The sequence below is a fragment of the Vibrio sp. V31_P5A7T61 genome (genome assembly GCF_009904895.1).
Taxonomy (GTDB): domain Bacteria; phylum Pseudomonadota; class Gammaproteobacteria; order Enterobacterales; family Vibrionaceae; genus Vibrio; species Vibrio metschnikovii.
This window is the reverse complement of the sequence record NZ_WXWI01000073.1, coordinates 118,415-132,071: the sequence shown is the minus strand read 5'-3', so window position 1 is coordinate 132,071 and position 13,657 is coordinate 118,415. Positions and strand designations below refer to the sequence as shown.

Sequence of the window (13,657 nt, the reverse complement as noted above, 5' to 3'; positions counted from 1 at the left end):
CAATCAGACTTTATCGAGTAACAAGACAATGTGGAGCGGTAGTTCAGTTGGTTAGAATACCGGCCTGTCACGCCGGGGGTCGCGGGTTCGAGTCCCGTCCGCTCCGCCACTGATAAAGAGCTTTGCTAAACAGCAAGGCTTTAGTTGTAAGATTATTTAGGGGTGTAGCTCCAATTGGTAGAGCAGCGGATTCCAAATCCGCGTGTTGGGAGTTCGAATCTCTCCACCCCTGCCAGATACAAAGGGTCTTAGTCGTTTGACTAAGACCTTTTTTGATCTAGGTACAATATTTTTAATTTCGGTAGCTTCCAAAGCAGCGGATCTCGCTAATCGCCAAAAGATGCGTGTGTTGGGTGTTAATAGCAAATCGTAAGCCTTAACAGCAATGTTAAGGCTTTTTTATTTTCGGTTATTTACTTATTAGAACACAACATTGGCATATAAAACGGGAAAATAAGGCATAAAATAGCCCTATAACGATCAACTTATAGGGCTATTTTCATCTCAGTCTTTAGTGTTGTCTGGCTCGGCCTGCTTCGCTTTTTCAATCATTGGAGTAATGGTAGAACCTTGCACTAAGATGGAAAATACAACCACAGCATAAGTCATCACCATTACCAATTCTTTCACATCAATTAATTTATCTGGAATGACCATTACCCCAGCTGGGATAGATAGCGCCATGGCTAACGCCAATCCACCTCGTAATCCTCCCCAAGTCAGAATTCTCACTGACCATGGGTTGTAATGACGAAAGCGTTTAAAGCCCAAATAAGATATCCACACACTCAGATAGCGTCCACATAGTACGAGTGGAATGGCAAAGGCCATTAGAATCCAATCTTCTTGATGAAATTCAAACAGCAACATTGACATACCGATCAATAAAAATAATACGCCATTTAAAAATTCATCTACGAGCTCCCAGAAATGATCTAAGTGCTCTTCACTCTCTTTAGAAAAACCGATAAAACGTGTCCAGTTACCGATCATAATGCCAGACACTACCATCGCTAAGGGACCGGAAACATGGATAACATCAGCAAAAACATACCCTGCGGTTGGGATACCGATAGTGAGTAAGAGCTCCATAGAATGGTCATCAGTAGCACTGATCAAGTAATGAAAGAGTAGGCCAAGTAAAAAGCCGTAAGCAATTCCGCCTAATGCTTCTTGAGCAAACAGTACAGTAACGCTGCCAATCGTTGGTGTTTCATGACCAAAAGCGATCGTGAATAGCGTGACAAAAATAACCAATCCGAAGCCGTCATTAAATAACGATTCTCCTTCAATTTGGGTCGAAATACGCTTGGGTGCATTGAGTTTTTTTACAATCGCAAGTACGGCAATCGGGTCCGTGGGGGAGATAAGGGAGCCAAACAGTAAACAATAAATCAGGTCAAGTTGAATACCAATAAACTGACAAAAGGCATACAACACTAGGCCGATGAAGAAGGTAGAGAAGAGTGTTGCTCCTAGAGCAAGTACGGTAATCTCCCACTTTTGTTCTTTTAGATTGGGTAGTTTGATCCCCAAGCCACCTGCAAATAGCAGAAACCCTAATATGCCTTTTAACAAAAAGCTTTCAAAATTAATTCTCGTTACAGTATCAGTGGCAATTTGTGCGAGATAAAACCAATCATTTTGTCCGGCAATGATGATCAATATCGAAAGCATCATTGAACCAGCGGTAATAGCAATGGTGGTTTGCATCTTGATTATTTTACTGTTGATAAAAGCAATCATCATCGCCGCGGCAGATAAAAAGCATAGGGTGTAGTAGACCGACATTCTCTTTCTCATTATGTAACAAGGTGTAATTAAAATTTTCGTTGTATCGATAACAAATAGCAAACATTTTCTAACAATTAGGTTTTGTTAATCGCAGGATTTTCGATGTCATTAATCTGGTTTTTAGACGTCTAGATTTCTAACTAAACTGTGATAGGATGAGGAATAAATACAAGGGAGTGAGGTTTTACAGTGGGAAGTCAGGTATCCAAGCAAATTGAGCAGCAACTCAAACACAGAATTTTACTGATTGATGGTGGTATGGGCACCATGATTCAGAGTTATCAGTTACAAGAGCAAGACTACCGAGGTAACAGGTTTGCTGATTGGCATTGTGATCTTAAAGGTAATAATGATCTCTTGGTTCTATCTCAACCATCATTGATCAAAGAGATCCATCATGCTTATTTAGCCGCTGGCGCTGATATTTTAGAAACGAATACTTTCAACTCGACCACCATTGCGATGGCCGATTACGATATGCAGTCATTAAGCGCAGAAATTAATTATGCTGCTGCGCAACTAGCACGCCAAGTCGCCGATGAATGGACTGAAAAAACGCCCGATAAACCACGCTATGTTGCGGGTGTACTCGGTCCGACTAACCGAACTTGCTCGATCTCGCCCGATGTAAATGATCCCGGTTACCGCAATGTCAGCTTTGATCAATTGGTTGACGCCTATTCAGAATCGACGCGAGCCTTGATTGAAGGCGGGTGCGATTTGATCATGATTGAAACGGTATTTGATACGCTTAATGCGAAAGCCTGTGCTTTTGCGGTTGATGGTATCTTTGATGAATTAGGTTACGCATTACCTGTAATGATTTCAGGCACGATCACCGATGCGTCCGGAAGAACCCTTTCAGGTCAGACAACGGAAGCCTTCTATCATTCTCTGCGCCATGTTCGACCACTCTCTTTTGGTCTTAACTGTGCGCTTGGTCCCGATGAGCTGCGCCCATACGTCGCGGAATTATCGCGAATATCAGAAAGCTATGTCTCTGCTCATCCTAATGCTGGCTTACCGAATGCCTTTGGTGACTATGATCTCGGTCCCGAAGAGATGGCGGAGCATATTGCTGAATGGGCACAAGCCGGATTTTTGAATCTGGTGGGCGGTTGCTGTGGTACGACGCCTGAGCACATTGCTGCGATGGCTAAAGCGGTCGAAGGCGTGGCACCTCGTCGTTTACCTGAGCTTAACGTTGCTTGTCGTCTCTCTGGCTTAGAGCCACTCACAATTGCCAAGGAAACGTTGTTTGTTAATGTCGGTGAGCGGACTAATGTCACCGGTTCAGCACGTTTTAAGCGTCTTATTCGTGAAGAGTTGTACGATGAAGCGTTAGACGTGGCGCGTGAGCAAGTGGCTAATGGCGCACAAATCATCGATATCAATATGGATGAAGGCATGCTCGATGCCAAAGCTTGTATGGTGCGTTTTTTACAGTTATGTGCTTCCGAACCTGAGATTTCTAAAGTACCGATCATGGTTGACTCGTCGAAGTGGGAAGTCATTGAAGCGGGGCTAAAGTGCATTCAAGGTAAAGGGATTGTTAACTCTATCTCTTTAAAAGAAGGTAAAGCGAAATTTATTGAACAAGCAAAGCTGGTTCGCCGTTATGGCGCGGCCGTGATTGTGATGGCATTTGATGAAGTGGGTCAAGCGGATACCCGTGAGCGTAAAGTAGAGATCTGCAGCAATGCGTATCGCATCTTAGTCGATGAAGTCGGTTTTCCACCGGAAGATATTATCTTTGACCCCAATATTTTTGCGATTGCCACTGGAATTGATGAACACAATAACTATGCGGTCGATTTTATTGAAGCGATTGCGGACATCAAACGCGGCTTACCTTATGCGATGATTTCCGGTGGGGTATCTAACGTTTCTTTTTCATTTCGAGGCAACAACTACGTTCGAGAGGCGATTCATGCCGTATTCCTCTATCACTGTTTCAAACACGGTATGGATATGGGTATCGTTAATGCAGGTCAGTTGGAAATTTATGACAATGTGCCAGTCAGCTTGCGTGAAGCAGTAGAAGATGTGGTTTTAAATCACCGCCCTGATGCCACGGAGCGCTTACTTGAGATGGCAGAGCAGTACCGTGACAATGCGGTTGGTAAAGTTGATGATCCGGCCTTACTCGAGTGGCGTAGTTGGCCAGTAGCAAAGCGTTTAGAGCACGCTTTGGTGAAAGGAATTACGGAATTTATTATTGAAGATACCGAAGATGCTCGCCAGCAATCAGCAAGACCACTGGATGTGATTGAAGGTCCGTTGATGGATGGTATGAACGTTGTTGGTGATTTATTTGGTGAAGGTAAAATGTTTTTACCTCAGGTGGTTAAATCGGCGCGAGTGATGAAACAGGCAGTGGCTTACCTTGAGCCGTATATTAATGCGCTCAAACAGGCCAGTTCTGCTAATGGAAAAATTTTACTCGCGACGGTGAAGGGCGATGTACACGACATCGGTAAAAATATTGTTGGTGTGGTACTGCAGTGTAATAACTACGAAATTATAGATCTTGGCGTAATGGTACCGTGTGAGCAAATCCTGAAAGTCGCCAAAGAGCAGCAAGTGGATATTATTGGTTTGTCTGGTTTGATTACGCCTTCACTAGATGAAATGGTCCATGTTGCTAAAGAGATGGAGCGACAAGGTTTTAGTTTACCGTTATTGATTGGTGGCGCGACAACCTCTAAGGCGCATACCGCAGTCAAAATTGAACAAAATTATCGTCATCCTGTCGTCTATGTGAATAACGCGTCACGCGCGGTTGGAGTGTGCAGCGCTTTGTTGTCGGATGAATTACGGCCCGCATTTGTTGAAAAGTTGGATCTCGACTATCAACGTACCAGAGAGCAGCATGCGCGCAAAACCCCGAAAACTCGCCCGATCAGTTTAGATAAAGCGCGTGCTAATAAAGTCGCTATTGATTGGCAAACCTATACACCGCCAACGCCAGCTAAACCTGGTATCCATGTCTTTGATAATTGCTCAATTGCCGTATTACGCCAGTATATCGATTGGACTCCTTTCTTTATGACGTGGTCTTTGATGGGGAAATACCCAGCCATTTTGCAGCACGAAGAAGTCGGTGAAGAAGCACAGCGTTTATTTCACGATGCTAATACACTCTTAGATAGAGTGGAGCGAGAAGGATTACTGCAAGCGAAAGGTATTTGTGGTTTGTTTCCTGCTGCCAGTGTGGGTGATGATATTGAGGTCTATGCCGATGAAACACGCACTGAGGTTGTGCATGTTTTACACCATTTACGCCAACAGACTGAAAAACCGAAAGGGGCGAACTATTGTCTTGCCGATTACATTGCTCCGAAATCGTCAGCTAAGCGAGATTGGATTGGCGCTTTTGCCGTGACGGGGGGGATTGGAGAAAGGGAGCTTGCCGATGCTTATAAAGCACAAGGGGATGATTATAATGCGATCATGATTCAAGCGGTGGCGGATCGTCTCGCGGAAGCCTTTGCTGAGTACTTACATGAGCGAGTGCGTAAAGAAATCTGGGGCTATGCGGTAGGGGAAAATCTGGCTTGTGATGATTTGATCCGCGAAAAGTATCAGGGTATTCGCCCGGCACCCGGTTATCCGGCTTGTCCTGAGCACACTGAAAAAGGCACGCTATGGCAATTGCTATCGGTTGAAGAAAATATAGGCATGTCGTTAACCAGTAGTTACGCGATGTGGCCGGGGTCATCGGTATCGGGATGGTATTTTTCTCATCCAGATTCACGTTATTTTGCCATAGCTCAGATCCAAGAAGATCAAGTTCAAAGTTATGCTGAGCGTAAAGGTTGGGATAAATTAACCGCCGAAAAGTGGCTTGGCCCCAATATTAATGGTTAACACTCCAAATAGGCAGGTCGCATCATGATGACCTGCCTATTTGAGTTTAGTGTTATTCAAATAACTCTTGATGCAGCTTTTGAATGACCGATTTAGAGACGTTGCTATTGACTAAAAAGCAGAGATTATGGGCGCTGGCACCATAACAAATCATACGTAGATTAAATTCATCCAACACACCGAAGACCTGTTTGGCGTAGCCGGGCCTATCTTTCATTTTGTTACCAATCAGTGCGACTAAGCAGAGATCGTGTTCGACTTCTACCGTACATAAAGCCTCTAACTCTTGGCGAACGTGTTGTGGTAATTCAGGATTGCCGCCTGACGTATCGGTTTTATCTAAGGTTAGCGATACACTAATTTCTGAAGTCGTGATCAGATCTACAGAAATCTTATGTTTTGCCAAAATCTCAAACACTTTGGCTAAAAAACCATAAGCATGAAACATGTTAGCACTGCGTAGCGTTACCATGGTTTGATTACAGCGCAGTGCAAGTGCTCGAAACAGTGGCGTACTATCGACTTGTTGACGAATCCAAGTGCCTCCCTCTTGTGGTGCTTTGGACGAGCCCACAAAAACAGGAATACCATGACGAATCGCAGGTACTAGTGTTGAAGGGTGAAGAATTTTAGCGCCAAAATTGGCCATTTCTGATGCTTCACTAAAACTGATTTCGGAAATTGGAGCGGCTTTGGCAACAATCCGTGGATCGGTGGTGTAAATACCCGGTACATCGGTCCAAATTTCTAGGCCACAGGCTTGGATTGCTTCGGCAAATAATGCCGCTGAATAATCACTGCCTCCTCGACCAAGGGTCGTGGTATTGCCTTCTTGATCGGCACCAATAAAACCTTGAGTAACCACGACGTGTTGTTGGCACAGTGGATGTAATTTTTCAGTCACTAAAGATTGTACGGCGGCCAGCTGTGGTTCGGCTCGGCCATAGTGATCATCAGTACGCATCACTTGACGAGCATCAAAGCGTACGGCATCGACGCCACGTTCACGAAGGATTTGGGTAAGTAAATAAGTGGACATTAACTCGCCACAAGCCACAAGATGGTCGGTTAACTTTTTACTGACTTCAAACGCGGCGGCCTCTGCGGCTCGGCGTACCGTGTCTAAAATGGTTTCTATCTCAGCACAGACCGTTTTCGGTGCGGTTAAAGACTCGATAATCGTGTAGTGAATATCCGCTAATTGCTGAATAATCATCGCTCGCTGTTGGCTATCTTGTACTCCGTTTGCCAATTCAACCAGTAGATTGGTTACCCCTGAACAGGCACTGATCACCACTAACTTAGTAGCAGGATTATTTTCGATGATCGCGGCACAGCCGCTCATCGCTTGAAAATTAGCAACACTTGTTCCGCCAAATTTAGCGACATTGAATGCGTTCACAGCATGTCTCCCAAGACTTCCTATAAATAAAAAATAGTTGGTAATCCAACGTCCAATGTTTTGAAGAGTGTGAACTGAGAGCAAATAAAGAGGGATAACGGTTAAGCAATGTCCTCAGAAGCTCTTCATCAGTCTCGTCTGATGACAGTCACAGGGATTCAGCCCATGCAACCGGTAAATCAAAGCCTCACCTTTGTTTTACCTCGGCACTGCTCCCCATGAATCGTTTGTATTGGAGTTGAGGCTCCACAAATGATCTGCCTGGGCAGTGCTCCTCTTCTGCTATACCGTCAAGATTTAACGTGGTGTTGTTAGGTTAAGTCTCTTCGGTATAGATAGCGCATTCATTGAACGGTTTTGTTTCATTAATGTCAATTGCAAATGTTGCTACTCATGCAAATAAAAATGATCAGAATGTGAAAGTGGTTGGATCCCTAGACTTCGGTCGGATTGTGGTGGGAGATGATTTGCATTAACCTCAACCATTCACGTCATCGAAAAAGCAAGGAGCAATTATGGCTATTAGCAGTTTTATTCCACCTCGTCGGATCTTGATGGGGCCTGGACCTTCAGATATTTCACCGCAAGTATTACAGGCCTTAAGCCGACCGACCGTTGGTCATCTGGATCCATTATTTATTCGCATGATGGATGAACTGAAGCAGTTACTACAATATGCCTTTCAAACCCAAAACGAATTCACGATTGCGGTTTCAGCGCCAGGGAGTGCGGGTATGGAGGCCTGTTTTGTTAATTTGGTCGAACCTGGTGACAAAGTGATTGTCTGTCGTAATGGAGTGTTTGGCGAGCGAATGCGAGAAAATGCCGTTCGCTGTGGCGGACAAGTGGTTGTGATTGATGATGAGTGGGGAAAGCCAGTTTCAATCGAAAAAGTGGCCGCTACGTTAGCTGAACACAGCGATGCGAAAATTTTGGCTTTCGTACATGCCGAGACCTCAACGGGTGCTTGCAGTGATGCGCAAGCCCTCAGTCAATTAGCAAAACAGTATGGCATGTTGACAATCGTGGATGCCGTGACATCGCTTGGTGGTGTACCGCTATTGGTCGATGAATGGCAATTGGATGCGGTGTATTCTGGAAGTCAGAAATGCCTATCTTGTGTGCCCGGTTTATCACCATTAACTTTTTCTCCCGCTGCGATTGATAAAATACACGCGCGTACCACACCGATTCAAAGTTGGTTCCTCGACCAAAGCTTAGTCCTCGGGTATTGGAGTGGGGCAAGCAAACGCAGTTACCACCATACGGCGCCTGTGAATAGCTTGTACGCTTTACACGAAGCGTTACTGCTACTGCAACAAGAGGGACTAGACAACGCGTGGGATCGCCATCGCCGAATGCACAATATATTGAAACAAGGTTTAGAGGCGCTGGGATTAACCTTTGTGGTTGATGAAGCCAGTCGTCTACCGCAACTGAATACGGTGTATATTCCTCAAGGCGTAGATGATGCAGCTCTGCGTGACTATTTGCTTAATCATTACAACTTAGAGATAGGTGCTGGATTAGGAGCATTAGCAGGTAAAGCATGGCGAATTGGGTTGATGGGATACGCGGCGCGCCCAGAAAACATCGCCTTATGTCTGAAAGCGTTGCAAGACGGACTTGCCTTACAGCGATAACGCCGTATCGATGACGTGTTAAACGGCGGTATTCCCCTAATTCATTGATGAATGTTTATTGTCTGGTTAGGGGATTCTTAGCCTCTTTTGACGACACGTGTTGTTGGAAAGGCGTATCGTTGCTGGTTGAGCATCATCACTCACTAGACGCCGGAACGATGGTGCTGTCCGATGACGGAAAAGAAGAACTCGGCGGCGTGAAATCGAGCGTCGGGAAGAGGAACTCCGCTTCTGAACGGATTTGCGCCGCTCGGCTCTCATCGCCTAAGCCTTGATAAGCCAAGATGAGGTTACGATAAAAAGCGGGTCTTGGTTTATGCTGAATAACCGATAATGACCAATCGATATAAGGCTGGATGTAGTCAGTTCGTTGCTGATGCAAGCCTAGATTGAGGTAGGTGCTGTAAATATTCCAGTCGAAACGATCTCGCCATACCAATGGATTGGTGACCTTATGTAAAATATCAGGATTGGGTGGATTCGATTTTTCGAATTGAGCAAGCACATAATTACTGTGCAGTGACGTTAACATATATAGGCTAGTGATAATCGGTAGCACTAAGCTCAGGATGCGTAGTAATGAACCACTGAGATGGCTAAAAGAGAAGGTGCGATATCGGGTAACTCGCTGATCAATCCAATACAGCAGAACGATAAAGCTAATCCAGTGAATGGCTGAATGATAAAACGGGTACTCCAATTGACTATGCACAACAATCGGCACGAGAAGTGCAAGCATAGCGAGGCGAGTCCCTTTTTTCGCTGTCCGGATTTTCAGTAATACAAACCCAGCAGCAATCGCAATTCCCAGTAGGGGTAATAGTCCGCCTTCGACGCCCCAAAAAAGCAGTTCATTATGTGGATGATCCATAGCAGGTAATCCTGCAGGATAATTAGGGTTCAGTTGATGTTGGCGGGCAGTGTACAGCAAATATTCGGTTTCAAAATTTCCATAGCCATAACCGGTAAACGGCTTTTCAATCAACATGTCTACGGTTTGTGGAAAGGTATAGCGTCTTGGGCTATCAAGGTCCGCTTTACTGGTCACCATATCGCTGGTGCTCTGGCTGTACATGGCCACAAACCCCAGTAACACACCGCTAAGACTGGCGCTGATCCAGTAAACCAATCGGCGACGCGGAGCAAAACGATAAAGATAAGGTAAAATCATCATCGTTCCTAACACGGCAGATAACCAGCCAGTACGTGACGCTAACACGACTAACAAAGGCAGAGTTAGTAGCGGTGTAAGATAGAGCAGACCAATTTCAAACAGTTTGGTGTCATATTTTTTAGGTTGGCGAGCCAATAAATAGCCTGATACGATCAATCCCGTTGCCATAAAACTCGCCATCACATTCGGTTGTTGGAAAATACCGTAGGGACGATTAGCTAACGTATTATAACCAAACCAGTTATTGGGGCTTAACAGGAAGTATTGATACAGCCCAAATGATGCCTGAATAAGAACCGCCAGCAAGATATACCATAGTAAGCGCTGTTTATGCTTATTGCTCAAATAGAACTGTTGTAAGCAGATGAACAGCGCTAAGCCAGCCCATAACCCCGTTAACCGTCCGATAGCACCAGTGAGATAAGCGTTTCCATACAAGAGTGGTGTGCTTAAAATGCAGCAACTGACAAAAAACACGACCGTTAATTTTGAATAACGCAGGCTTTGGTTGAGGGCAATTTGATACCAACCGATGGCGATGGTGATACTGACGGCTATCCATGTCGTGGAGTTAAACGATAAGGCTAATCCTGCACCACCTGGATTAGGCATAAAAAAATGCATCGCAAGCAAATAAACAGCGCCAAGGGCAATCAGGAAAGCCTTATTTAAAGGGGCTTTTGGAACAGTCGGTTGCAGTTGAGTGCCGCTGAGTAGCAAAGTCGCCATAAATCTCACAATCTATTGTTGAACATCAATCCATTATTTTTTGAAACGCAACCAGTCATAAGTGACTGGTTGCGTTACTTTAGCGTTTTTTCGCGCGGCAATATAGCCTTATTGAATGAGCAGTGGTTTTAAAAAGCGAGCAGTATGTGAGCCTGCGACTTGTGCGACCTCTTCTGGGGTACCTTCGGCAATAATTAGCCCCCCCCCTTGCCCACCTTCTGGGCCCAAATCGACGATCCAGTCAGCCGTTTTAATCACATCAAGGTTGTGTTCGATAACGACAACGGTATTGCCGCGATCACGCAAGCGATGCAACACGATCAGCAATTGCTGAATATCATGGAAATGGAGTCCAGTGGTCGGTTCATCAAGAATATAGAGTGTTTTACCGGTATCACGTTTGGATAACTCACGCGCAAGCTTAACGCGTTGTGCTTCACCTCCGGATAGAGTTGTGGCTGATTGGCCCAAGCGAATATAGGATAAACCGACATCGATCAGCGTTTGCAGCTTACGTGCAATCACAGGGACAGGCTCAAAAAACGCATGGGCTTCTTCGATGGTCATTTGCAATACTTCATCAATGCTTTTGCCCTTGTAATGGACTTCTAAGGTTTCACGGTTATAGCGTTTGCCCTTACATGCATCACAAGGCACATAAACATCGGGTAGGAAATGCATCTCAACTTTGATAACCCCATCTCCCTGACACGCCTCACAGCGCCCGCCACGGACGTTAAAACTGAAACGGCCGGGCTTATAACCTCGAGAACGAGATTCTTGAGTGCCAGCAAACAGCTCACGGATAGGCGTAAAAATACCAGTATAGGTCGCGGGGTTAGAACGTGGTGTTCTACCGATTGGGCTTTGATCAATATCGATAACCTTATCAAAATGTTCAAGACCTTTAATCGCCTTATAAGGCGCTGGTGTTGCTGTCGTCGCGCCATTTAAAGCAGTATGGGCAATGCTGAAGAAAGTATCGTTGATTAACGTTGACTTACCAGAGCCAGAAACACCAGTGACGCAGGTAAAGAGCCCGACAGGCAAAGAAAGATCGACACTTTTTAGGTTATTGCCAGACGCACCAAGCAGCTCGACCGTTTTATTCGGATCACGAGGCACTCGCTGAGTCGGAATGGCAATCTTCTTGGCTCCACTGAGATATTGGCCGGTCAATGAATGTGGATTAGCGATGATCTGCTCTACATGGCCTTCAGCAACGATGGTCCCACCATGTACACCAGCACCGGGGCCGATATCAATCACATGATCCGCCATGCGAATGGCATCTTCATCATGCTCGACAACCAGCACGGTATTACCTAAATCACGTAAATGAGTCAGGGTTTTCAGTAATCGTTCATTGTCTCGTTGATGTAAACCAATCGATGGTTCATCCAGTACATACATCACGCCAACCAGTCCAGCACCAATTTGACTGGCTAAGCGAATACGCTGTGCTTCACCGCCAGAGAGCGTTTCGGCACTGCGTGATAAATTTAGATAATTGAGTCCGACGTTGACTAAAAATTGCAAACGGTCATTAATCTCTTTCATGACCTTGTCAGCAATTTGTGCTCGCTGACCTTCGAGCTGCATAGTGGCAAAAAAGTCTAAGGCGTCGGCGATACTTAACTCAACGATCTCTGGCAGAGTGGTGTTATTGATAAACACATGGCGAGATTCCAAACGTAAGCGAGTGCCGTTACAGCTGCTGCAAGGTTTGGTTGAGATGTATTTCACCAGTTCTTCACGCACGGAGTTCGATTCGGTATCACGATAGCGGCGTTCTAAATTATGCAAAATACCTTCAAAAGGATGGCGTTTAACGCGAATGTCGCCGCGATCATTGATGTATTTAAACTCGATTTCACTTCGTCCTGAGCCATGTAATACAACTTCTTGAATGCGTTTGGGGAGTTGATTAAATGGGCGATGGAGATCAAAATCGTAGTGTTCTGCTAACGCATTCAGCATTTGAAAATAGTAATAGTTTTTCTGGTCCCAACCACGGATGGCACCTTGCGCTAAACTTAAATTAGCATCTTGGATCACTCGGCTTGGGTCAAAATACTGCTGCACCCCTAAACCATCACACGTTGGGCAAGCGCCTGCTGGATTATTAAATGAGAACATTCGTGGTTCTAACTCACGCATGCTATATCCACAGTGCGGACAAGCGAAGTTAGCGGAAAATATTTGTTCTTCACCCGGTTGATCCATCGGCGCGATGACGACAATCCCTCCCGAAAGCTCTAAGGCAGTTTCGAACGATTCGGCTAAGCGTTGTTGAAGATCGCTGCGTACCTTAAACCGATCCACCACCACTTCAATGGTGTGTTTTTTATGCAGTTCTAACGTTGGTGGATCGGAAAGATCACAGGTTTCGCCGTCAATTCGGGCACGAATAAAACCTTGCGCAGCGAGATTTTCCAGCGTTTTAACGTGTTCACCTTTACGCTCTTTAATGATAGGCGCAAGCAGCATCAATTTACTGCCTTCCGGCATTTCGAGCACCTTATCGACCATCTGACTGATGGTTTGTGCCGTTAATGGGACTTGATGTTCAGGGCAACGCGGCTCGCCAACTCGTGCATAGAGTAGACGTAGATAATCATACACTTCGGTAATGGTACCGACAGTAGAGCGAGGGTTATGCGAGGTAGATTTTTGTTCAATCGAGATAGCAGGGGATAAGCCTTCAATATGATCAACATCGGGTTTCTCCATCAATGAGAGAAATTGCCGAGCATAAGCGGATAACGATTCGACATAACGACGTTGCCCCTCAGCATAAAGGGTATCGAACGCCAGCGAAGATTTCCCAGAGCCGGAAAGACCGGTGATCACAATCAGTTTGTCACGGGGAATCGTTAGATTAATGTTTTTCAGGTTGTGGGTACGCGCCCCACGTACTTCAATGTTGTCCATCCGATAAAGTCTACTGTAATACCAAGTAGGGTCAGTATTACATAGAGTGCGATTTGTGCAAATATTCACTGGATAAAAAAACAGTAAAAACGGAGCCGTTATCCAGAGGGC

General features: G+C 45.3%; 6 protein-coding genes, 2 tRNA genes and 1 riboswitch. Of the genes, 4 read left to right on the top strand and 4 right to left on the bottom strand.

Annotated elements, in window-relative coordinates; all coding sequences use genetic code 11:
• Nucleotides 1-32 precede the first annotated feature (32 nt).
• Together CAG58_RS16570 and CAG58_RS16565 are read left to right on the top strand one after the other, a co-directional pair.
• Nucleotides 33-109 (top strand) — tRNA-Asp (locus CAG58_RS16570).
• Between the two features lie 49 nt (nucleotides 110-158).
• A tRNA-Trp gene (locus tag CAG58_RS16565) sits at nucleotides 159-235 on the top strand.
• A 269-nt stretch (nucleotides 236-504) separates the two neighbouring features.
• Here CAG58_RS16565 and CAG58_RS16560 read toward each other — a convergent pair.
• A complete protein-coding gene (locus tag CAG58_RS16560; RefSeq protein WP_154169302.1) occupies nucleotides 505-1,791 on the bottom strand; it encodes a cation:proton antiporter in 1,287 nt (428 codons plus the stop codon).
• Between the two features lie 192 nt (nucleotides 1,792-1,983).
• Here CAG58_RS16560 and metH point away from each other — a divergent pair, with 192 nt between their 5' ends.
• Nucleotides 1,984-5,664 carry a methionine synthase gene (metH, locus tag CAG58_RS16555; protein WP_161426166.1) on the top strand — a complete coding sequence of 1,227 codons (3,681 nt, stop codon included), beginning with the start codon at nucleotides 1,984-1,986 and terminating at the stop codon, nucleotides 5,662-5,664.
• Nucleotides 5,665-5,716: 52 nt separating this feature from the next.
• On the opposite strand, the gene lysC is transcribed toward metH, so the two are convergent.
• Complete coding sequence (gene lysC / locus CAG58_RS16550; RefSeq protein ID WP_161426167.1) at nucleotides 5,717-7,066, bottom strand: lysine-sensitive aspartokinase 3; 1,350 nt, start codon at nucleotides 7,064-7,066, stop codon at nucleotides 5,717-5,719.
• A 110-nt stretch (nucleotides 7,067-7,176) separates the two neighbouring features.
• A riboswitch (Lysine riboswitch) is annotated at nucleotides 7,177-7,353 on the bottom strand.
• 228 nt (nucleotides 7,354-7,581) lie between these two features.
• On the opposite strand from lysC, the gene CAG58_RS16545 reads away from it, so the two are divergent.
• Nucleotides 7,582-8,709 carry a pyridoxal-phosphate-dependent aminotransferase family protein gene (locus CAG58_RS16545; protein ID WP_154169296.1) on the top strand — a complete coding sequence of 376 codons (1,128 nt, stop codon included), beginning with the start codon at nucleotides 7,582-7,584 and terminating at the stop codon, nucleotides 8,707-8,709.
• A 136-nt stretch (nucleotides 8,710-8,845) separates the two neighbouring features.
• Here CAG58_RS16545 and CAG58_RS16540 read toward each other — a convergent pair whose 3' ends face one another.
• Entirely contained in the window at nucleotides 8,846-10,612 is a 1,767-nt protein-coding gene (locus CAG58_RS16540) for a PglL family O-oligosaccharyltransferase (protein ID WP_161426168.1), read from the bottom strand.
• A gap of 108 nt (nucleotides 10,613-10,720) precedes the next feature.
• Nucleotides 10,721-13,546 (bottom strand): excinuclease ABC subunit UvrA, encoded by a 2,826-nt coding sequence (uvrA, locus tag CAG58_RS16535; RefSeq protein ID WP_040904715.1) that lies wholly within the window; start codon nucleotides 13,544-13,546, stop codon nucleotides 10,721-10,723.
• Between the last annotated feature and the right edge of the window lie 111 nt (nucleotides 13,547-13,657).

Coding starts and splice junctions, on each gene's coding strand:
- CAG58_RS16540 (WP_161426168.1), bottom strand. CDS start 10,612: ATGGCGACTTTGCTACTCAGCGGCACTCAACTGCAACCGACTGTTCCA.
- CAG58_RS16560 (WP_154169302.1), bottom strand. CDS start 1,791: ATGTCGGTCTACTACACCCTATGCTTTTTATCTGCCGCGGCGATGATG.
- CAG58_RS16545 (WP_154169296.1), top strand. CDS start 7,582: ATGGCTATTAGCAGTTTTATTCCACCTCGTCGGATCTTGATGGGGCCT.
- uvrA (WP_040904715.1), bottom strand. CDS start 13,546: ATGGACAACATTGAAGTACGTGGGGCGCGTACCCACAACCTGAAAAAC.